A 22611-nucleotide genomic window follows, 5' to 3' on the forward strand; every position below is an offset into this window, starting at 1 on the left:
ATTTCAAAATACATGATTTCGCATCACTTAAATACGGTTTAACTTACTCCATTTCCTGAAATACATGATTACACATCACTTAAATGCAGTTTAACTTACTCCTAATTTCGAAAATACATGATTTCGCATCACTTAAATGCAGTTTAACTTACTCCTAATTTCAAAAATACACGATTACGCATCACTTAAATGCAGTTTAACTTACTCCATTTCCTGAAATACATGATTACACATCACTTAAATACAGTTTAACTTACTCCTAATTTCGAAAATACATGATTTCGCATCACTTAAATGTAATTTAACTTACCCCACTTCCGTTTTATCGCGAAATCGCATCGCTTAAACGTGATACACAATCAAACGTGATTCTCTCTTCCTGATTCGTGCTTGACTCAATCACCTAATTAGATTACTATCTAATTAGGTTAGATGGTTGTAGGGGGGATATGGATGCAAATTGATCGGTTGGTGGCTTTTCATAAAACGTTAGGGGATCAAAATCGAATTCAAATTATTTCCATGCTGCGCCATGGGCCTTTGCATGGGCAGGCAATCGCTGGCAAGCTCGGACTGACGCCAGCTACAGTTTCCTATCATGTCACACGTTTACGTGAAATCGATGTTATCTATCAGCGTCGGGATAAGAATACAATCTATTTCCACTTAAACGAAAAAAAGCTCGCTTACATGGCAGAGGCAATTTTAAGAATTGGTGGGGATGATGCGATGAATAAACAGCAGGTTGATTGGACCGAGAAACAAAAGGTTATCCGCAATTTCTTCTCCAAGGATGGACGTTTACAAACGATTCCTGCACAGCGTAAAAAGAAGCTGATTATCTTGGAGCATATGGTGGATCGTTTAGAATTTGGAAAAAAGTATCCGGAAAAAGATATCAATGCATTTATTAAACAGTTTCACGATGATTATGCAACGATAAGAAGAGAATGGATTATGTGCCATTTTATGCAACGTAACGACGGGATATACGAGCTAAACCCGAAAGAAATGTGGCTGATTTGATCAGTCTTTTTTTTCATCATCTAATTAGACGTATATCAAATTAGATGCTTATTAAATGAGGTGTTTATTGTGACGAATTGGACGGTCTGGAAATCAGAAAAAAACTATCGCCAATTGTTTTGGTCAGGAGCTATCAATGGAATCGGTAATCGGTTTAATCAGGTTGCCATGCTTGCATTACTTTATTCGATTACTGGTTCGGGATTGTCAATTGGAATTTACTTTGCCATTCGCTTGATCCCGTTTCTAATCTTTGCACCACTTGGCGGCATGCTCGCAGACCGCTTCCCTAAAAAGCATATTTTAATTTGGCTTGATATGGCGCGAATTCCATTAGCATGTATCCCCTTGTTTGTTCATGATGCGAACGGGATATGGCTTTTATATATTGGATTATTTTCGCTAGCCATCTGTGAGGCGATATATGCACCAACAAGAATGTCAGTTATTCCTGCATTGGTAAAATCAGATAAAATTTTATATGTAAATGCTTTAGAGCAAATCATGCTGGGTGCAGTGCTGGTTGTCGGCTCCACAACAGGTGGAATAATTGCGTTTTTATTTGGAACCCATGTCTTGTTCTTGCTTGATGCAGTTACGTTTCTAATTTCCGCTTATATGCTTGGGCGAATGTTGATACCTACACAATCACAAACGAGAAAAGTCCGGCAAGCTCCATCTATCCCTATTTGGAAACTTGCATGGGGATCCTCTGCATTATTATTATTTTTATTTATCGATGCAACCATGCCATTAGCAAATGGAATTGACAATGTGCTAATCAGTATGTACGCATTAGACGTATTTCACATGGGCGATTTAGGAGTCGGTCTTTTATATGGTGCACTTGGATTGGGCTTCATTCTTAGTTCCTATAGCGCATGGTTATCCGGAAAAAAGCTAGCTGCCGTTATTGTTATTTTCATTTCTTTGGAAGGGCTTGGGCATATCCTGTTGAGCCATGCCCCAACATTTATAACTGCATTGCTTATTGTCGTTTTCATTACCTATGTCGGTGGTATTAGCAATATTTATGTCGCAACTCTTATGATGAAAATAGTTCCCCGTTCCAGTCAGGGTGCTTTTTTTGGTATCTCCCAAATGATTTCCAATAGTGCACTTGGCGTTTCCATGGGAGCGGCAGGATTTATTGTCGATATCATCCCGGCAAGAACACTGAGTCTATACGTTGGAATTACCTATATCTTTCTAACGATGCTATATGCTTTTTTCTTTTCCAAGATTAATTGGCAGCAAGCGAAAAGAACACTCCGGCGCAAGATTAAACAGGCCGGGTAGCAGCATGTACCTGACCTGTTTTCTGTCGTCATTTTTTAATGAAAAAATTTTGCTGGAGGACTGGCCAATTTTGTGGGAATGGATTACCCAACACCCAATAACTGCCACCCCTTATGCCATACTGTTTAATCGTGTCATATTTCACCTGCATACTTCGAGCATCTTCAAACCAGACCTCATGCTGTTGCCCTGTATCATCTGTATACCTAAAAAAAGGAGATTGATACTGTTCATGATATTGAATGGCCGCACCATGTTCTTTTGCCAAACGGACAGCTGCTTGCGGACTAATCGTTCGAGCGATTGTCCCTTGTTCCCACGGAATTTTCCAATCACGCCCATACAATGGAATACCCATCATGATTTTATTCCTTGGTATAACCGATACCGCGAAATCAAGCACATCACGAACCTTGTTAATTGGCGCTATGGCCAAGGGTGGCCCACCTGCCCAACCCCACTCATACGTCATTAAAATAATAAAATCAACAATCTCCCCCTGTGCCTGATAATCATGTGCTTCATACAAGAGCCCAGGTTGGTCAGCACTTTCCTTTGGGGCAAGAGCCGTTGATAATAAGAATCCTTCCGCATGCAGCCTAGGGGCAAGCTTTCTTAAAAAAGCATTATAGTTTTCCCTGTCTTCCGGATAGACATATTCAAAGTCTATATTCAGTCCTTGATAGCCCTTTTCCTTCATTATCGCTAGCAAATTAGTAATCAATGTTTCTTGTATTGTGGCATTTCGCAAAATCGTTGCGGCTAGATCTGAATCAAATTTCCTATTTCTAAAATTCGTTAATACAAGTAGTGAGGCCGTATCCGTTGCCTTTGCTGCGTCTAATAATGCCCCTTCCTGCATTTCTGTCAAACTGCCATCTTCCTTCACACTGTACATAAACGGAGAAAGATACGTAAAGTTATGACCCAATCGACGGACTTCCTGTGCTCCCTCATCACTAATTGCTGTCGTATATGCATTGATTTCTGTCACTGGTCTGTCCATCAACGGAATACGAATGCTTTGTCCAGCATAAATTAAAGAAGTGTTGGTGATGCCATTAATTTGACTTAAACTATGGATACTAACTCCATATCGGTTCGCAATAGCTGACAAAGTTTCTCCCGGCTGAATGACATGTATAAACGACGGAATGAGTAATAATTGGCCAATAGAAAGTATAGATGCTTCATTCAAACGGTTGACACGCATAAGGTTTTCAATGGAAACACCATATTGATTGGCAAGCGATTGTATCGTATCACCAGCATGTACGACTGCATTTCTTCCGGGTGTAGGAATAACCAAGGACTGACCGACTACAAGCTGATTGGGATCCTCTATTTCATTCACCAACGCAATATCATTACCAGAAACACCGAACTGCTGTGATAACTGCCATAGTGTATCTCTTGTTTTCACAACATAAATTTGCATTTTAAATCTCTCCCCTACTCAACACATTTCTATTAGCCCATCGTATTCACGAACAGATCAGCATGTGCCTTTCCAATCTTTTTCCTATATACCGTGCTCCCTATCAAATGAAACTTATTTCTGTGTTCAATCGTATAATAAGTCCAAAGGCTTAATTATTTTTATAGCCTAGAGTGGTTATCAACGGAAAGAAATTGGCTTACACTAAATAGAGTTCAAACATAGGGAGAGAAACCAGATGAAAACACAGGAGGTATATATACTGCTAACCGATACAAGCACCTTACTTACAAAGGCGATTAAGCTGTATACGAAAAAACCATATAATCATGCCTCCATTTCATTGGATGGTGAGTTGCAACATATTTATAGCTTTGGGAGAAAACGGGCGAATAACCCATTTATTGGCGGCTTTGTAAAGGAAAATCCCCGTGGAGAAATCATGCGGGAAGCAAATTGTGCCATTTACAGTATTCGTGTTACCGAAGGGCAAAAAAGAAGAATTAAACAATTTATTTTACAGATGGAAGCAGAAAAAAATCTTTACCGCTATAATTTTATTGGCTTGATCGCTTTTGCATTCCACAAGCAAATTGACCGAAAACGCGCCTACTTCTGTTCACAATTTATTGCCGTTCTTTTACAAGAATGCAATGTTACCAGCTTTGATAAACCACCAGCTTTTATTTCACCGGCTGATTTACAAACCGTTCCTGGCATGGAACTTGTTTACCAAGGTCCATTGCAGCATTTTTGGGGAAATACCCAGCAGGAAGAGGCCCTTTCTGGTGCCTTTTAGCTATTATCATTATTTTTTTATTAAAGGTTTAAAACCTTTGACCTACGGGTATTATATAAATACAAGGCGTAACCTATGACGAAGCTATAGTCTTAACGCATCATGTGAACAGGCTTCGTTACAGATTTGCACAGCCTTGGCGGAAAATTTACTTCTAGCAGTACCGGTTACAAATGCTTTACAAGCTTTATGTATGGGCTTTGCATGTAATCTGTAAGCAGTAAGTTTTTTGTGTAAGTGCATTTGCAAGGCTGATCCAATCCTTCGGGTGAATGATTCACCGAAACTGTCATAACGGATCAGGTAATGGATTCAAACGATGGGTACGAAACACCATCGTGCATTACAAGTAAGTAAAAGGAAATACGTAAATTTTCCGTGTGCACCCCAATAAGGGGAAAAGGCATGGCTTCGAAATTGGGAGCCATGCCTTTTCCTTGCCTTGTATAAAGAGAATATACCGCATCTTAGGCATAGCAACCGTGATACGTCAACATCTAAGAAGAGCCCGCAAGCGAATCAAGGTCGTTTCAACCGTGTATTGCATGTAAAAGAAACCAATGACAGCAGCTTTAAAAAAAGATTTCTACAAAAACACCAATCAAACAATGAAATAGGAGAGACTGTGAGCTTCACCTATACATACTTGACCCAAGCTTCCATATGCGGAACATTGACAATTCGCTTTCCATAAAATATAGTAGGATTAACATAACTTAGAAAGGGTGACTCATGCCGATGCGCTTCTAATCCTATGACGCAGAAACACGATATAAAGATGGTTCATGAACGGTACTACATTCCGTTTATTTTTGCATGCCATCTTTCGTATTTCGGGATAGGATTAGCTAGATGGATGACACCCTTATAACGTGACGGCAGGACACTGCTGTTTTTTCAATCCATTTTGTCTCCTATTCCATTCATTGGCGGAGGCTTTTTTTATTGCCTTCAACAACCAACAGATTGGAGAGAATCAAATGATTATTTTAGAAGCAACCAATATTAAATATTACCAAAAAGATCGGCTGCTTTTTGAGATTCCATTATTAAAAATACCAGCTAAAGCACGTATCGGGCTGATCGGCCATAACGGAGCAGGGAAAACCACGTTATTGGAAATATTAGCAGGAAGACGCGAACCAGATGAAGGCAGTATAGAGAGGCTGACAACGGTATCCTTCCTGCCTCAGCTAAAGCCGACTGACACGACGAATAGTGGCGGGGAAATTACCCAAGATTATATTAATCAAGTTTTTGCCAAACAAGCAGATTTATTATGTCTGGATGAACCTACGACCAACCTTGACACAGCACATATGGAACAGCTGGAAGAAAGGCTTGCACGTTTTCAAGGGGCCGCTGTCATCGTTTCCCATGATCGAGCTTTTCTGGATGCTGTCTGCCATACGATTTGGGAAATCGATGATGAAAAAGTCAACAGCTATACTGGTGGTTATGCTGAATATACGGATCAAAAAGCATTAGAAAAAAAGCAGCATGAACATGCTTATGAGAACTACCAGCACAAGAAAAAACAATTGGAAGATGCCTTGGAACAAAAAGAGAGAAAGGCACAACGCGCAACGAAAAAACCAAAGAATTTAACTGGTTCCGAAGCAAGAATTAAAGGAGCTAAGCCATACTTTGCCAACAAACAGAAAAAACTGCGCCAGACTGCTAAAGCGATAGAAAGCCGCCTGGAACGTTTGGAAAAGGTAGAGCGCCCTAAACAAGAAGTACCAATTAAAATGGATTTACCAAATGAAGCCTCTTTACAAGGCAGGACAATTATTCGGATGGAGGAAACTGCAGGCACATTTCCCAATCGAGTGCTTTGGAAAAAAACGAGCTTCTATATTAGAGGAAATGATAAGCTGGCAATCATCGGAAACAATGGTACCGGCAAAACAACTTTACTAAAAAAAATCATGAACCAAGCAGAAGGCATACACCTTTCACCGGCAGTTAAAATTGGCTACTTCAGCCAAAATTTAGATGTGTTCGATTTAAATAAATCCATTCTTGAAAATGTGTCCATGCGTTCTAAACAGCAAGAATCACTCATTCGAACGGTATTGGCTAGACTCCACTTTTACCGTGATGATGTATACAAGCAAGTAGCCGTATTAAGCGGTGGAGAACGAGTTAAGGTAGCTTTTGCCAAAATATTTCTCAGTGATGTTAATACCATTATTCTGGATGAACCAACTAACTTTTTGGATATCCAAGCCATTGAAGCTTTAGAGGATTTATTGCAGGCGTATGAAGGAACGATTATTTTCGTTTCCCATGACCGGCGATTCATCCAAGGTATTGCCAATCGAATCCTCTCTATCGCAGACGAGGAATTAACCATTTTCGATGGAACACTGGAAGAAATGAATGAGCATCAGCCGACGGAAACCCGGGATCACTTTGCTGAAAAAAAACTGATGCTTGAAACAAAAATATCAGAGGTACTTGGCCAGCTTAGTATTGCGCCCAGTGATGAATTGGAGCAAACCTTCCAGCAATTACTCGATGAAAAACGTAAATTAGACGAGGTTGACCAGTAGCATGTTGGGGCTGCTGGTCCTTTTTTAGTTGACAAAGCTGCTGTCATTTCATAAAATGAATGATAGTCAGTCATTTCAGATGATGAAGGAGTTTGTGAATGGATAAAAAAAGTGTCATTGCACGTGCTGCATTGCAAACCTTTCAGGAACAAGGTATTGAAAAAACAAAAATATCGGATATCGTGAAGCGGGCGGGTGTGGCCCAGGGAACGTATTATTTATATTTCCCTTCCAAGCTTGCTGTAATGCCGGCCATCGCTGAGCTAATGGTTGAAAAACTACTCGATTCTGTTCAGGATACAGTACAGGAAAAAGCACCATTATCAAAAAAACTCGAGCAATTGGTGCAGGCTGTTTTTCATATTACCGATGAATATCACGAAGTTCAAGCACTTATTTATGCAGGATTGGCTTCCACTGAACATATCAAGGAGTGGGAGCGTGTCTATGAACCCTTCTATGATTGGGTTCGCAGTCTCCTGCAAACAGCTAAGGAAAATAATGAAATACGAAATAACATCGATCCGCACGCTGCTTCCAAGCTTGTAATTGCACTCGTTGAATCAGCTGCTGAGCAAATTTATTTATATGACACAACCGGAATAGATCAATCAAAACAACAAGAACGCGCTGTCTTGGACTTTTTACAGCATGCCCTGGGCGTAACATCATAATCAGGGCTATTTTTTTATTATAAAAAATGACTGATAGTCAGTCATAAGTGGAATTTCAATCCGTAGGGGTTTTTGCATTTCCCCCACGGATTGTTAGTTGAACCAATCAGGCCTTTACTGGCTGTTGATTCCACACTTATAATTCTTGTTAGATAAAAAGGAGTAATTACATCATGAGTAAAGCATGGTTATATGTAGGATTTACTAGTTTTTTTGAGCTCGTATGGATTCTTGGCTTTAATATCGCAACAGAGTGGTGGCATTGGGGGATTATTGTCCTACTCATTTTTATTGATTTTCATTTTCTTACCAAGGCTTGTGAGCTTCTTCCAACGGGAACGGTTTATGCATGTTTTGCAGCGATAGGTACGATCGGGACTGCCTTGTTGGATATCTTTTTCTTTGATGAGGCCCTTACAGGAGGAAAAGTATTCTTTATGGTCATTCTGGTTGCAGGAGTCATTAGTCTAAAATTAGCAGATAATCACGAAGAACAACAGGCGAAAGGAAGTATGTAAAATGGGTTGGATGTATGTGCTATTTGCCGCAGTAACGGAAATGATTGGGGTAACTGGTTTAAAAATGTACAGCCAAAAAAAAGCAATCATGAGTGGGCTCCTTTATTTGGGAGGCTTTGCTGGCTCATTTGCTTTTTTATACTTATCCTTTCACCATCTGCAAATTAGTGTCGCTTATTCCGTTTGGGTTGGTATTGGTACAGCTGGTGCTGTCATGTTAAATATGGTGTTCTTTGGAGAATCAAGAAATATTCGTCGTATATTAAGCGTCTTGCTTATTATTATTGGCGCTGTTGGACTTAAAGCATTATCCTAATCTATCCATCCTCCGTGTGATGCGGAGGATTTTTTTGTTGTCGTTCATATGCTTCATAGACTTCCTTCAATTCATCGACCTTTGTCGTCTCTGTGCGTGCCACATTAGAGCGGTAGGCAGCGCGGATAATTAAATGCCCCGCTGTAGGTGATGTAATATACACAAATATAATTCCCAATATCAATCGTACACTAATGATTCCTTCCGATATCCAGAAGTAAATAAACGCTCCGAATAACGTCAGCAATACAGCCAATGTTGAACTCTTCGTTGCAGCATGGGCACGACTATAGACATCTGGAAAACGAATAATTCCAAATGCGCTAATGACACTAATGATACTGCCAAATAAAATAAATAAAGCAGCGATAAACTCAACTGTCTCGCTTACGTTCAATGATAACACCTCGCTCAATGAATTTAGAGAGCGCAATCGTACTAATAAATGCTAAAATCCCTAAAATCAAAATCACTTCTAAATATGCCCTCGTTTGAAAGAGAACAGAAAAAACTGCGATTGCAGAAATTAAGTTCACACCAATAAAATCCATGGAGATAACCCGATCCGGCAAACTGGGGCCGCGAATGATTCGATAAAGCGCTACTGCAATGGAAATACCGAACAACACCATTGCGGTTATTAACATCGTATCAATCATTAGCGTGTCACCTCCATAATTGCTTTTTCAAATTTCCCTAACGAACGCAGTAGATTTTCTTTATACTTGACAATATCCATGGCATGCACGTAAAACACATCCCCTTCTGGTGCAACTTCCATTACGACAGAGCCCGGGGTTAACGTTAATAGCAATGCAAGCAAAGGAACCTCCCATTCCCCTTTCAAGACTGTTTCATATTTGAAAATCCCCGGTTGTAAATTCAACTTAGGTGTCAGCACCGTTTTTAGCACCAGATATGCAGATTGAAACAGTTCCGAGTTAAAAATAAATATTAACTTGATAACCGCATAGAGTCGATGCAAATAAAACTTCTTTCCAAAAAAACGATACATCAAAAAGACAATCACAATCCCAACGGCATATCCCGTTAAAAAAGTCGACACCCTTAACACATCTTCATCACGAAACATCATCCATAGGAATGCAATAAAAATATTCAATACAAATTGCGCTGCCATTTTGTCACCTCCCGTAAACGTACCCTATTACTTGCTCTGGAATACGGCATCAATATACAGCTTCGGCTGCAATAAAACATTAGCGGCATCCTGCACGTAAGGAGCCAGCACTTCCACACCTAATCCAAGCACAATTGTACCAATTGCTAATAAAACACTTGGAACCAACCAGCTTTTTTTCAGTGGTTTTTCTTCTTCCAAACTGATAACTGTTTCTCCCCAAAATGCATTTCGAAATACACGCAGCAAGGAATAGAGAACTAAAATACTGGAAACAAACGCCAAGGCCAGCAAAATGTAAGTACCTGCCTCAATGGTTCCTTTTCCAATCAGCACCTTCCCAATAAATCCACTAAATGGCGGAATTCCTGCCAACGAAAGCATCCCAATAAAGAACAACCAGCCAAGTAATGGGTAGTTACGTATCAACCCACTCATTTCATTAAATTTGGATTTTCCAGTTAAAGCAATCATGGTGCCAGCTAATAGGAAGAGCAAGGCTTTTACAAGCATGTCGTGAATCAAATAGTAGATAGACCCCTCCAATGCTGCTGAGGTTGCAGCTGCTAATCCAACCATCATAAAACCAACCGCAATGACTACATTATAGGAAACGATAACCCGAACATCCTTGGATGATATGGCACCAATACTGCCACCAATTAACGTTATCGCAGCCATGATTCCGATCCATGTATGTGTAATCGACGGTTCATGATAAAACAATAAGGTGAACACACGGAACATGGCATAGACACCTACTTTTGTCAGCAATGCACCAAACAATGCCGCAATCGCTGTTGGCGGCGCACTATATGTTCCCGGTAGCCAAAAGTAAAGTACCAGCCCCGCCTTTAAGCTAAAGACGATGAGAAATAACATGCTAATCGTCGTTAATAATGGTGTTTGTCCTGATTCAGCAATCCTTTCTGATAAATGTGCCATGTTCAATGTTCCAACTGCCCCATATAGATAGGCAATCGCTACTAGAAAAATCCAGGAAGACAGAATATTAATGATGACATATTTTAGGGATTCACGAAGCTGCTTTCTCTTCCCGCCTAGTGAAGCAAGTATGTAGGATGCAAGCAGCATCACCTCAAAGCAAACAAATAAATTAAACAAATCCCCTGTTAAAAATGAACCATTTACACCAGCCAATAAAAATTGAATAAACGCATACACATGCATTTGCTCATGGGCTGGTCCAATCGTTGAAAAGGCATATAGTAAACAGACTGCTGTTACAATACTTGCAGTCAAAACGAGCAGTAATGCGAATGAATCGCCTACAAATAAAATGCCAAAGGGTGGCTGCCAACCACCTATATCAATCGTTAAAATCCCACTTGCCTGCACCCGCTGCAGAAGTATGATACTCATCGCGCCTGTACCCAATACAGATAACATGCTTAACCAGCGCTGCAATCGAATATATGGACGCAGAAAAATAAGCAAAATACCAGTCAATACGGGAAGGACCATGGGAAAAACCAATACATTATTCATCATCCATCCCTCGCAATGCATCTAGATTATCTGACCCAGTTTTCCGATATAACCGATATGCTAGCACCAAAATAAAAGCTGTTACGGCAAAGCTAATCACGATTGCTGTCAAAATCAACGCCTGTGGCAAGGCATCCGTATAAGCTACTTTATTTTCAGCAAGGATAGGTGTAGAACCGCGCTTTAAGCCACCCATCGTCATTAATAATAGATGGACAGCATGAGATAGAATGGCGGTTCCTAAAATAATTCGGAGTATGTGTTTGGACAAGATTAAATAGGTAGCAACAGCGACCAATACCCCGGCCAGGATAATGATTAACGTTTCCATGCTTAAACATCCTCACTTATACTTAGAATAATCGTAACGACAACACCCACAACAGCCAATGCAACACCGGCCTCAAATAATACAATCGTTCCGAGCTCAAACTTACCGATGAGCGGCAAGTTGATTGTTAACATGACCATATTTAAGAATGGATGACCAAATAAAGTTGGAACAATACCGGATGAAATCGCAAGCAGTGCACCGACTGCAGCTGTAACCTTGAAATTAAGCGGCAAGCCTTTGATAATGGTTTCTGTATCGAAAGCTAAAAAAAGAAGCACAAAGGCAGAAGATAAGACAAGACCAGCAATAAAGCCGCCACCTGGATTATGATGTCCAGCAAAAAACAAATACACAGCCAGCGTCAATATAATGAATACGACGATTTTAGTGATCATTTGTAAAATGACATCATTGGTCTTCATAATCCTGCCTCTTTTCTCCTTTGAATTTAATTAATGCATAAACCCCTATTCCTGCGATGAATAACACAACAACCTCCAACATCGTATCAAAGGCACGGAAGTCCCCTAGAATGGCATTAACAATGTTGTTTCCACCTGCTAATTCAAAAGCATTTTCAAAATAATTCGAGATAGAGTCAAATAATCGACCGCTTTTAACGGATAGTCCAATCAGAATAAAAATCAGACCAGTCGCAATCGATATCCCAATTTGCAGCATTTTTGACATCGGCGTAATATGCTCTTTTTTCCATTCCGGCAGAAAATAAAAACAAAGTAAAAATAATGCAGTTGTCACCGTTTCAATAATTGTCTGGGTTAATGCCAAATCAGGTGCACGGAATAACACAAAGAAAAAGGCAATCGAAAAACCGAGCACACTATTAAGCAATACCGCTGTTAACCGTGACTTTGCAAATAAAATAGCAATACCAGCCACAAGCATAATACATACAAATATCCACTCGTATACCCCAATATCCGCATCCGTTGATAAATCAAAGGATATAGCGCCACTAAAAAGTGCTACCCCGCCAACGACTGCAATAAAAAATATATAAATATACATGAGGTAACCCCGTAAATATCCAGTCATATAGGAGCGGGTTAATTTTTCCGAGCTATTCTCTAAATGCGTCAGTGTATGGTTATATAACGCATCCAATGACCATTGATCAGGAAATAACCGATACACACCCTTCCAATGCTTCAACAGCTTGTACACCAATATCCCAATACCAATTACTCCAATCGTCATCCAGAGCTCAGGTTTGAATCCATGCCAGGCAGAAATCGTATAATGATCCGCCAATTGATCGGCAAGTCCGGGATAAATATTTACCATTGCCGGCTTCAGCAAATACGTTCCAATCACATTTGGAAACAAGAATATACCAATCACCAATAAACCGAGTACAGATGGCGCAATAAGCATGCCCACTGGTGGTTCAATATCCTGTTTCTGTACTTTTTCCCCTTTGTATTGGCCCAGAAATGTTTTAAATACAATAATCATGCAATAAACAAATGTAAACACACTCGCGGTCCAGGCAACTACTGGAAAAACCACACCAATAGCGTCCCATGAGAAAAGATCTAATGAACCAATTTGCAATACCGCAGCAAAAAACATTTCCTTACTTAGAAAACCATTAAACGGTGGAAGACCTGCCATAGAAAAACTGCCAATTAAAGCAATTGTGAACGTAATTGGCAGAATAGACATTAAACCACCTAGCCGTCGAATATCCCTTGTTCCCACCTGCAAGTCAACAATCCCAACAACCATAAATAAAGCGCCTTTAAAGGTCGAGTGATTCACGAGATGGAACAATGCTGCAAAAGTAGCTTGACTATATAGAACCATTTCCGTACGATAACCAAGCTGTAAAGCAATCGAGCCCATACCTAATAGACTCATGACTAAGCCAAGCTGACTAATCGTTGAATAAGCAAGCAATGCCTTTAAGTCAGTCTGCCTGATTGCAGTAAACGAACCCCAGAACAATGTCATGAGTCCAATTATTGTAATAATCCAAAACCACGCTTCTCCCATCGCAAATATTGGTGTAAAACGCGCAACCAAATAAATGCCTGCTTTCACCATGGTGGCTGAATGCAAGTATGCACTAACTGGTGTCGGTGCTTCCATCGCATCAGGAAGCCAAATATGAAAAGGAAATTGGGCAGACTTCGTAAAGGCACCAAGCAGGATTAAGACCATTGCCGGAATAAACAATGGCTGCCCGACAATCAAATCCACCGAAGCAATCGTTTCGCGAATGCTGAAGGTTCCCGTCATACTAAAAAGCATCAGAAAGCCAACCAGCATGGAAATACCACCGCTAACTGTAATAAGTAAGGATTTTTGTGCACCGTACCTCGACTTTTTTCGATGGTACCAAAAAGCAATTAATAGGAAAGAAGAAATACTCGTAAGCTCCCAAAAGACATACAAAACCATCATATTGTCAGAGAGCACAACACCCAGCATGCTGCCCATGAATAATAGAAGATAAATATAAAAGTGGCGTAACGACTCTTTTTCAGATAAATAATAAATCGAATATAAGATAACCAGACTTCCGATCCCACTAATCAACAATACAAATATCATACTGAGACCGTCTAATATTGCGGTGAAGTTAATCCCGTAGGAAGGTATCCAATGAATGGTATAGGATTGTATTTCACCATTTGCAAGTGCTGGAGCATAGGATATAAAACCAACAAAAAGCAGCACCGGGATGGTAAGCGCAAACCAGCCTACATGTATTTTCGGAAAATATTTATGTAAAAGTGGAATAAACATTGCAGCAATAAATGGAATTAAAATTGCAACAACAATCATGAAATCAAAACCCCCAATAACAATTCATGTTGGAAAACCCCAAAGATGCTTGATTGAAGGACCTCCCAAAGTGGCTATATCATGCGATGAAAACCCGCTTAGCGGGTATACTTTTTTATTTTCGACATCCGTTTTATGTAAAAGGACTTGTAAACGAATTTTTCTAATGTATGATAGATGAAGCTAATCCTATTTCGCTTCACATCTATTTTTTCTGTTGAGATAAATATAAGTCATAGCAAAAGTTGTTTTTGGACATGGGAAGCCGTTGTTCACGCTTCATGGTTTGTCCCGTCTGCAGAGCATTCCAGCCATTTGACATCTTCCATAAACATGGGATAATTAATGGCTAATAGACAGAGTAGGATGGACTGCACATACCCTGGGAATGCAGATGATAGCTTATGGATAAAGAGGAGTAGCTGCTACCATCCATTTCACTATTCATGTGAAACGGACTTTATAGTGCCATGAAATGTACCTTGCTTTGATAAAGGTACATACCATTTTACTATACACTAAATTAGGCTTTCCTGCACTTTTGAAACACGCAAGGATGCCATTTATTTTATCACAGATTAACTGGCTGTAAGACCTCCATTGATTGAAGTTTCACTTTATGTGCAAATGATTGAAAATATCGCAGAAACGACAAGTATCCACTGTTATAACCATTCGTAAAATGAACGGTTGAATCCATAAATATATCATGTTAAAATGAGTTCGTTTCTAAAATTAAGTGCAAGCGACCGTTAGCCCTATCAGCCTGCCATACTATTATTAATTTTGAGGTGAAGGATCGTCATGAAAAAAATAAAAGGTCGAATGGATGAAAGTATTCTCGTTTGTGCCTATTACGGACCGAATGGGGAAAGATTAATCAGACGCGGCCAGAAATTGGCGGATCTGCTCGATTGTCCCCTATATGTATTAACGGTGGACCCACTTCCATATGACAAATTCGATGCGGAAAAATCCAATTATGTGGATCGTTGGAAAGAGCTTGCAGACGAATCAGATATTGAAGAGTTCATCTTGATTGACAATGAAAAGCGTCCTTCCGCTAAAGTTATCGCCGAAGTGGCACGCAGATTAAATATTACACAGATTATCATTGGCCAATCACCTCAAAATAGATGGGAAGAAATTACAAAAGGATCATTTGCTAATGCCTTATTACGAGAAATGACCTTTGTCGATGTCCATATTGTATCTGTGGATCGCACCATTCGCGGAGTAGAACATGATACATTTGAAAAAGGGGTGCATGGCTTTTTGATCAAGGATGGAGAGGAGTATCGTCTAAGCTTCACCCGCTCCAATGATGATCATTATGATGGCATCTTTTATAAAGAAATCGGTACCGACTTTAATAATGGTGTGTTTAAATTCGTCCATAATGGTAGAACCTGCGAAGTAACAATCGCCGACGATAAAGTTACCGGATTACTTGAACTTCCACCAAATTATAAAGTAGAAAATTAAATGAAACGGAAGCAAGGCAACATATACCCTGTTGTCTTTGCTTCTGTTTTTTATTTCCAAAGTATTTTCAAGGAGGATTTTCAATGATTATTAGAAAACAAAAGGATGCATTTTTGATGATCCAGCAGCATGATCATGGAAAGTTATCCAGAGAATTATTTCGCCATTGGAAGCATATGCCAGCCTCACCGCATCATCGTGATTCTGTTTCCTTTGCAATTTCCAATCATGACATTGGCTGGTTGCTCCTCGATCGCAAGCCACGTTGGAATAACGAAGCCAATGCACCCTACTCCTTTCTTGATTACCCGCTTGAGCCAAAATTGACAGCATACCAGAAAGGGATAGAAATGGTGGAAGCAGAGGATTCGTATGCAGCATTATTATGTAGCAAACACTATGCACGCTTTGTTGAACATCATGAATCAAATATAGCAAAAAACTTTATAGAAACAGAAGCTATGCGCAGACAGCGAATAATGGATTCACTCGGTGACGTAGAGCAAGAAGAAATAGCTAAAGATTATGCATTGCTGCAGCTTTTTGATGATTTTTCATTACTATTATGTATGAATGAACCAGGTGATTCAGTAGAAAAATTCCATCCATTTTTCCAAAAAGGGTTACGTGTTCCACAGAAAATAGAAGGTCTACACACGGATTATATCCAACCACAATGGGACAAGCCTTCCAGAATGCGATTAAATCCTTTTCCTTTTGGCGATCCTTTCTCACTTGCCATACCGTTTAAAACGGTTAGAGAGCAATCCATCGCAGAAAATGGTCTTAAAAATGCCTATCAGCAAGCAAAGAATGAAATATTAACCATTCAAATACACCCAACATGATGGTGGGCAGCACCCCTATACACAAAAGGCTTGCAGAATGGGTATTCCAAATTCTGCAAGCCTTAGTCATTTATAACACTTATTTAGATGTAATTTGTTGCTGTAGCTTATGCATCGTTTCGTTTAGCTCGGTCATCATGACTTCCATTGCTTCTTTTCTGGGAATATCATCACGAAGATGGATTGGCTCACCAAAAATGATGCGCGGTTTTTGAAATTTGATTAAATCCTTAAAATTATTTGGACCCACATATGCCGCCGGAACAATCGGTGCTTTAGAATGCATTGCAATGGTAACTGCTCCCCGCTTCAATGGGACTTCTTCACTCGTTCGGGTTCCACTTGGGAAAATACCTACTACCTTGCCAGCCGCAATGAGTTTTCTAGGAATTTTAATCGAGCTGGGTCCCGGGTTTTCACGATCAACGGGAAAAGCATTAAGCTTCCTCATTAACCAGCGCAGGGGACCGGATTCAAATAATTCCTTCTTTGCCATGTAGTGAATTTGAATTGGATAAACACTAACTCCAAGCCATAAAATATCCACCCAGCCTGTATGCGTACAAGCAATCACATAGCCTTTGCCATCCTTCGGTAAATTCTCTTTCTGAAAAACCTTTATCCGTCCAAAAATATTTAATATGATTTTAACAAGATTCGCAGCAAAATTATACATGTCGTACCCCTTTTTCCTCTGAACTATCCATTGTTGATATTTATAAATTCATTTCCTGTTTCTATTTTACCACATTGACCTAATACCTGGTACTAAATTATAGTGGAATCACTCGTGTTTCCTCTTTTTTACAAAAAAAGAGTTACACAAAGGACAGACTTCTGCTATAATGAACTTCGGGAATCTCAGCGACCACTGAGATTTTCAAACGTGGTTCGAAACCATCCCACGATAAAAAACTAGGGAGAGAAGTAAAAATGAATATTAATATTAGAACCTTGGTCACCAATGGTGTGTTGGCTGCACTTTATATTGCAGCAACAGCACTTGTAGCTCCTATTGCATTTTCCAACATTCAATTTAGATTATCGGAGATTTTTAATCACTTAATTGTCTTTGATAAACGATATTTTTGGGGAATTGCAATTGGTGTGTTTTTTGCCAATTTATTCATGTCAACGTTAGGAGCGTATGAATTGCTTGGCTTATCACAAACGATCATTTCCTTATTAATCACGATGGGCTTCGGCGTATTTATTAAAAACAAGCTGGTACTCATGGTTATTAATACTGTCGTTTTCACTTGTAATATGTGGATCATCGCACTCATGTTAAATCTAGCCATTGAGGTGCCGTTCTTTATTACTTGGATGACAACCGCTGCAGGGGAATTAATCGTTATGTCGATTGGTATTGCCGTCATCTGGGCCTTGCATCAGCGTCTGCGTTTCGATAGACTGTTTGACTATAAATAAGCTGAACGATAGCGCCATCCATCTCGATTGTGGCGCTATTGTTATAAATATATCTTTTGAAACTGGCTGCACCATGATAAGCTAGTCTCAACATTCACCTACAGAAAGAAGGTTCAAAATATGAGAACAAAAGAATTGGCTTCCCTGCCATTTTTATTGGTCGGATTTTTATTTTTAATTGGATTTGGTGTAGTCGCTTGGGGTGTACATACGGAAAGCAGCTGGATTAGTACCCTCGATATGAACCTGATTCAACAGTTTCAAACAGGTATATCAGATGGTAAAACCTCCGCTATTAAACTGATTACAGAAATAGGAAATATTCGAGTTGTAATTGTTTTGACCATTTTATTGGTGATCGTGTTATTTATAAAGCGTAGATTTGCAGAAGGATTATGGCTGGGTGGTACGATTTTATTCGGTGCTGCGATTGCGACGAAAATTTTAAAGAAAGCCTTTGACCGGGACAGACCTGAATTCTTACAGCTGATTGAAAAAACAACGGAAAGCTTTCCAAGCGGACATGTCACTGGAACGACTGTGTTTTACGGGCTAGTTGGACTGGTTGCAGTATTACTCGTCAACTCTGTATGGAAGAAAGTGGTCATTGGATTTATAACGATTGCTTGGATTGGATTTGTCATGTACACGCGGATTTATTTAGGAGTGCACTTCCCAACAGATGTTATTGGTGGCTTTTTATTTGGAACAGCCTGTATTCTTATTTCGATTGGTGTTTATCTGCTTGTACAGCAGCCTTTAAAAGATATATTGGCTAAATTTCGGCTTCGAAACGAATCAGATATGCTGCGACAACGCGACAGCTATTAATCCATACAAAAAGGGCCCTACTAACTGGTAGCGGACCCTTTTTTATTTGTGGCGAATGGACCATGTGTTCACAGCACAAGCTTGCTTTGTCCTTCGACTTACACAAATCAGCTCATCGCAACCTATTCATTATAACAGTTCGCTAATCATTCGTCACGGTTTTTTTGATGCTTACCTTGGTTTATTATGAACTATTTATTTGTCTATCTATTTTCGGTATACTATTCATAGACCACCTATCATCAAGCAGGAGGAGGGATAAGCTATGCCAATACCGACTGACCATTTAAAGTCAACGAAACTAACCGCCAAGGAAAGCGCATACAACCAGCTGCAGCAATGGATCATCGACGGTACACTTCATCCAGGTGAAAAGCTGAATGATACAGAGATTGCCCAAGCCTTAGGTGTTAGCAGAACACCGGTTAGGGAATCCTTGCAATTATTAGAAGTAGACGGATTTGTAAAAATGTATCCAGGTAAAGCGACACAAGTAACGGAAGTCGATCGAGATTCCATTTCTGATTTGCTACCACCACTTGCTGTGTTACAGGCATTAGCAGCTGAGCTGGCCATACCTCAATTAAATGATGAACTCATTCATTTACTACAGGAAACGAATAAACGATTTGCAGAGGCCGTCCGAGCGGAAAATTATTTCTCTGCCCTCAAAATTGATGAGGAATTTCATCAACTCATAGTTGACGCGTCATGCAATGCATATATAGAGAAATTATTATCTTCCCTTCAGGCACACGTCAGAAGATTGTTTTTTCATAATTCCATTATTCTAACGGAAAAATCAATCCGTGAGCATGAACAAGTCATCCAGCTCATGGTGGACGGCAAAGCAGATGAAGTGACCACAGTCATGAAGACCAATTGGCTCCGCGCCATCGATGAATTCAAATCAAAGCAATAACTGGCACCATATCATAATATGATGCCAGTTTTTCTGTAAGATCCCCACTTGATGTCTCAGCTTTGTGTTTCGATGTCTCCGTCTGGAAGGGTTGTTCGATTCTCCATCCAGCCGATTAGCAATAGACTGGACTCGTAAAGAATAGCCATTGGGATCAATACGAGCAATTGACTAATAAAGTCCGGCGGGGTAATAAGCGCTGAGACAATGCCTAATATAAGATATGCCCATTTGCGAAAACGCCGCATCGTTTCTTTCCTCAGCACACCTAAAGCAGAAAGAAATAATACAACGATAGGCAGTTCAAACATAAGCCCCAATGGCAAAGTTGTCATGAATAGAAAGCTCATATATTCTTTAGCAGAAACGAGTACAGTAAAATGAATGGCTCCGAGTCCAAGTAAAAACTGGTAGCTTGCAGGGTTCACGATAAAATAACCGAATAACAAACCAAGTAGAAATAACAGGAGCATTGCCGGCAAATATAAACCAACGAGCCGACTTTCTTTTTCCTTTAACCCTGGTTTAACAAACTGCCAAATAAAAAAACAAATAAACGGCATCGCTAATCCCATCGCAAGAGCAAAGGAAATCCACATATAAAATCGAATCACCTCTAAAGGGCCTAATATGATGAGCTCATGTCCACGCGTAATATATGGAAACCAAAAATGAATCGTACCAAATACAAATAGAAAAACGAGTGTGAAAGCAATGGCACTCCGAATCAATTCTCTTCTTAAATCCGTCAAGTGGTCCATAAGTGGAATTTTTTCCCCTTTCACCGCTTGATTGTCATCATGCTGCTCCTCATTGATTTCATCTGCAGTCTTTTCTACATCTGGTTTATTTGCCGCCTGCTCCTCTTCAGCTTCCAGTTGTTCTAAATCCAACGGGCTGCGTATTTTCCGATGATGATCCCGGTAAGGGTCCATTCGAATGGCACCCCCTCGTTATACAAGTGAACCACCCTGTTTGCTGTATTTAATAATTCCTTCTGCACAGCGATATGCAAGTGCCCCCAATGTTCCAGTAGGGTTATAACCACTATTATGAGAGAAACTTCCCGCGCTCACGGCAAATAAATTATCTGCATCCCAATGCTGCAAATACGGATTTACCACACTATCCGCAGGGTCGTCCCCCATAATCGTACCACCAGTATTATGGGTAGACTGATAGGGTACAATATCATAATCTGTAATTGGACTTCCTGCTACAACCGTTTCAGCCCCCATCTCCTTCATGATTTCCTCCGTACGGTCGCCAATATATTGATGCAAATTAATGTCCTGTTGGGTGAAGTTATACGTCAACTGTAATAACGGCACACCATACGCATCCTTGTAAACTGGATCTAACGACATAAAGTTTTCCTTATGTGGCATCGAAGCACCTTGGCCAAACACGAATAAGTTACGTGGATATCCTTCTATGGAAGCCTTTTTAAATGCTTCCCCCCAAACAGGCACATCAGGTGCAATGGGATTGGTCAGAATTGGGCGATTCCCGGATTGTGTCAAAGAAATACTTGCCCCATGAATAAAATCTAAATCAGCATGGTCAAAATTATCCCCATTAAAATCATCGATGGTCATGCCAAGTGCCCCTGCACCCATAAACACATTCATCTTATCCTTAAAAAATCCGGATGTACCAGGTTCGATTTGATAGCAATAATTTTTACCTAATGTACCTTTTCCTGTATCGGGATCATACATTTCCCCGATATCAGAAACCATGAGCAGCTTTGCATTATTCAAAACATAACTCGTAAGAACCACTACATCTGCTGGCTGGATAAATTCTTCGCGCGTTTGGGTGTCAATGTATTTCACACCGGTCACTTTATTACCATTTTTCATAATTTCCACTGCATTGGCATGGAATTGAATATCTAAATTTCCTGTTTTTAATGCAGTTGGAATAACCGTCGTTTCAGGAGATGATTTCGCGCCATATTCACAACCAAACCTTTCACAGAAACCACAATATTGACAGGCATTTAACTGCTCGCCATCTGGATTTTTATACGTCTCCGACAGATTTGCGGAAGGCACCATAAATGGATGATAGCCAAGATTAGATACCGCTTTTTCAAACATTTTCAATATCGGGGTCTTCTTCATCGGCGGGGTCGGATAATCAGAAGAACGTTTTCCAGCAAAAGGATTTTTATCCTCGCCTGAAAGCCCTATCGTTTTTTCAAATGTATCAAAATACGGCTCCAGTTCATCATATGTAATGCCCCAATCCTTTAATAAATAGTCAGAGGATAATTTATTCTTTCCATACTTTTTCTCTGTTTCCGTCTTGATTTGAAAATCATATGGCAGAAACCGATACGTCATTCCATTCCAGTGTGTTCCCGCACCGCCAAGCCCTTCACCAAGTAAAAATGAACCCATTTGCCGCATTGGCAACGCACGCATCTTCCGATCATTACGAAAGGTAATCGTTTCTTTAGACAAATCCTGCATGAGCTCATAACGAATCGCATAACGAAGCTCATCATGGATGACCTGGTAATCAGAAGTACCACGGTCACGTCCACGTTCCAAACCCTTCACCTTCAAACCAGCTTTGGCACATTCTGCAGCAATAATTCCTCCTGTCCATCCCATACCTACTGTTACAACATCTACTTTATCTAACTGCTTCGCCATCATTC

Annotated in this window: 23 protein-coding genes and 1 riboswitch; of the genes, 12 read left to right on the plus strand and 11 right to left on the minus strand. The window is 40.0% G+C overall.

The window, feature by feature from the left end; translation table 11 throughout:
* Positions 1-453: 453 nt before the first annotated feature.
* Both DX933_RS17045 and DX933_RS17050 read left to right on the plus strand, forming a co-directional pair.
* A complete protein-coding gene (locus DX933_RS17045) occupies positions 454-1026 on the plus strand; it encodes a DUF2087 domain-containing protein (RefSeq protein WP_123317642.1) in 573 nt (190 codons plus the stop codon).
* A gap of 69 nt (positions 1027-1095) precedes the next feature.
* Positions 1096-2325, plus strand: coding sequence for an MFS transporter (locus DX933_RS17050; RefSeq protein ID WP_123317643.1), 1230 nt, complete (start codon positions 1096-1098; stop codon positions 2323-2325).
* Positions 2326-2353: 28 nt separating this feature from the next.
* On the opposite strand, the gene DX933_RS17055 is transcribed toward DX933_RS17050, so the two are convergent.
* Entirely contained in the window at positions 2354-3763 is a 1410-nt protein-coding gene (locus DX933_RS17055) for a LysM peptidoglycan-binding domain-containing protein (RefSeq protein ID WP_123317644.1), read from the minus strand.
* Between the two features lie 238 nt (positions 3764-4001).
* Here DX933_RS17055 and DX933_RS17060 point away from each other — a divergent pair, with 238 nt between their 5' ends.
* The 5 genes from DX933_RS17060 (at position 4002) to DX933_RS17080 (ending at position 8628) form a co-directional block, all read left to right on the plus strand.
* Entirely contained in the window at positions 4002-4562 is a 561-nt protein-coding gene (locus tag DX933_RS17060) for a hypothetical protein (protein WP_123317645.1), read from the plus strand.
* A 980-nt stretch (positions 4563-5542) separates the two neighbouring features.
* Positions 5543-7120: a Vga family ABC-F type ribosomal protection protein gene (locus DX933_RS17065; protein WP_123317646.1), complete on the plus strand. Its 1578-nt coding sequence runs from the start codon at positions 5543-5545 to the stop codon at positions 7118-7120.
* Positions 7121-7218: 98 nt separating this feature from the next.
* Positions 7219-7794 carry a TetR family transcriptional regulator gene (locus DX933_RS17070; RefSeq protein ID WP_123317647.1) on the plus strand — a complete coding sequence of 192 codons (576 nt, stop codon included), beginning with the start codon at positions 7219-7221 and terminating at the stop codon, positions 7792-7794.
* Positions 7795-7967: 173 nt separating this feature from the next.
* Positions 7968-8312, plus strand: a complete 345-nt coding sequence (locus DX933_RS17075) for a DMT family transporter (protein WP_123317648.1) — start codon at positions 7968-7970, stop codon at positions 8310-8312.
* A 1-nt stretch (position 8313) separates the two neighbouring features.
* Entirely contained in the window at positions 8314-8628 is a 315-nt protein-coding gene (locus DX933_RS17080; RefSeq protein ID WP_123317649.1) for a DMT family transporter, read from the plus strand.
* A gap of 1 nt (position 8629) precedes the next feature.
* Here DX933_RS17080 and DX933_RS17085 read toward each other — a convergent pair whose 3' ends face one another.
* Genes DX933_RS17085 through DX933_RS17115 form a run of 7 tightly spaced genes read right to left on the minus strand, consistent with a single transcriptional unit; the run spans position 8630 to position 14423 of the window.
* Positions 8630-9025, minus strand: a complete 396-nt coding sequence (locus DX933_RS17085) for a Na+/H+ antiporter subunit G (protein ID WP_123317650.1) — start codon at positions 9023-9025, stop codon at positions 8630-8632.
* A complete protein-coding gene (locus DX933_RS17090) occupies positions 9003-9287 on the minus strand; it encodes a Na(+)/H(+) antiporter subunit F1 (protein WP_123317651.1) in 285 nt (94 codons plus the stop codon). Before DX933_RS17090 ends, DX933_RS17085 begins: the two co-directional genes overlap by 23 nt.
* The gene (locus DX933_RS17095; protein WP_123317652.1) at positions 9287-9769 is read right to left on the minus strand and encodes a Na+/H+ antiporter subunit E; all 483 of its coding nucleotides are present in this window, start codon (positions 9767-9769) and stop codon (positions 9287-9289) included. The genes DX933_RS17090 and DX933_RS17095 overlap by 1 nt, the downstream gene beginning before the upstream one ends.
* A gap of 27 nt (positions 9770-9796) precedes the next feature.
* The gene (locus tag DX933_RS17100) at positions 9797-11278 is read right to left on the minus strand and encodes a Na+/H+ antiporter subunit D (protein ID WP_123317653.1); all 1482 of its coding nucleotides are present in this window, start codon (positions 11276-11278) and stop codon (positions 9797-9799) included.
* Positions 11271-11609 (minus strand): Na(+)/H(+) antiporter subunit C, encoded by a 339-nt coding sequence (locus DX933_RS17105; RefSeq protein WP_123317654.1) that lies wholly within the window; start codon positions 11607-11609, stop codon positions 11271-11273. The genes DX933_RS17100 and DX933_RS17105 overlap by 8 nt, the downstream gene beginning before the upstream one ends.
* Before the next feature lie 2 nt (positions 11610-11611).
* Complete coding sequence (locus DX933_RS17110; protein WP_123317655.1) at positions 11612-12034, minus strand: Na(+)/H(+) antiporter subunit B; 423 nt, start codon at positions 12032-12034, stop codon at positions 11612-11614.
* On the minus strand, positions 12021-14423 hold the full coding sequence (locus DX933_RS17115) for a Na+/H+ antiporter subunit A (protein WP_123317656.1): 2403 nt from the start codon (positions 14421-14423) through the stop codon (positions 12021-12023). The genes DX933_RS17110 and DX933_RS17115 overlap by 14 nt, the downstream gene beginning before the upstream one ends.
* A gap of 804 nt (positions 14424-15227) precedes the next feature.
* On the opposite strand from DX933_RS17115, the gene DX933_RS17120 reads away from it, so the two are divergent.
* Positions 15228-15908 carry a universal stress protein gene (locus tag DX933_RS17120; RefSeq protein WP_123317657.1) on the plus strand — a complete coding sequence of 227 codons (681 nt, stop codon included), beginning with the start codon at positions 15228-15230 and terminating at the stop codon, positions 15906-15908.
* An 83-nt stretch (positions 15909-15991) separates the two neighbouring features.
* Positions 15992-16756 carry a DUF3891 family protein gene (locus tag DX933_RS17125; protein WP_123317658.1) on the plus strand — a complete coding sequence of 255 codons (765 nt, stop codon included), beginning with the start codon at positions 15992-15994 and terminating at the stop codon, positions 16754-16756.
* A 79-nt stretch (positions 16757-16835) separates the two neighbouring features.
* Here DX933_RS17125 and DX933_RS17130 read toward each other — a convergent pair whose 3' ends face one another.
* Positions 16836-17432: a lysophospholipid acyltransferase family protein gene (locus DX933_RS17130; RefSeq protein ID WP_123317659.1), complete on the minus strand. Its 597-nt coding sequence runs from the start codon at positions 17430-17432 to the stop codon at positions 16836-16838.
* Between the two features lie 204 nt (positions 17433-17636).
* Positions 17637-17681: riboswitch (PreQ1 riboswitch) on the plus strand.
* A gap of 8 nt (positions 17682-17689) precedes the next feature.
* Between DX933_RS17130 and DX933_RS17135 the strand changes: the two genes are divergently transcribed.
* From DX933_RS17135 to DX933_RS17145, 3 genes are all read left to right on the plus strand, one after another.
* On the plus strand, positions 17690-18187 hold the full coding sequence (locus tag DX933_RS17135) for a QueT transporter family protein (RefSeq protein WP_317843101.1): 498 nt from the start codon (positions 17690-17692) through the stop codon (positions 18185-18187).
* Between the two features lie 120 nt (positions 18188-18307).
* A complete protein-coding gene (locus DX933_RS17140) occupies positions 18308-19018 on the plus strand; it encodes a phosphatase PAP2 family protein (RefSeq protein ID WP_123317660.1) in 711 nt (236 codons plus the stop codon).
* Positions 19019-19283: 265 nt separating this feature from the next.
* Complete coding sequence (locus tag DX933_RS17145) at positions 19284-19940, plus strand: GntR family transcriptional regulator (protein WP_123317661.1); 657 nt, start codon at positions 19284-19286, stop codon at positions 19938-19940.
* Positions 19941-19996: 56 nt separating this feature from the next.
* Here DX933_RS17145 and tatC read toward each other — a convergent pair whose 3' ends face one another.
* Both tatC and DX933_RS17155 read right to left on the minus strand, forming a co-directional pair.
* Positions 19997-20875: a twin-arginine translocase subunit TatC gene (tatC, locus tag DX933_RS17150; protein ID WP_123317662.1), complete on the minus strand. Its 879-nt coding sequence runs from the start codon at positions 20873-20875 to the stop codon at positions 19997-19999.
* Positions 20876-20893: 18 nt separating this feature from the next.
* The gene (locus tag DX933_RS17155) at positions 20894-22606 is read right to left on the minus strand and encodes a GMC family oxidoreductase (RefSeq protein WP_123317663.1); all 1713 of its coding nucleotides are present in this window, start codon (positions 22604-22606) and stop codon (positions 20894-20896) included.
* Between the last annotated feature and the right edge of the window lie 5 nt (positions 22607-22611).

Origin of the sequence: Ornithinibacillus gellani (genome assembly GCF_003730295.1) — a bacterium.
Classification (GTDB): Bacteria; Bacillota; Bacilli; order Bacillales; family Amphibacillaceae; genus Ornithinibacillus_A; species Ornithinibacillus_A gellani.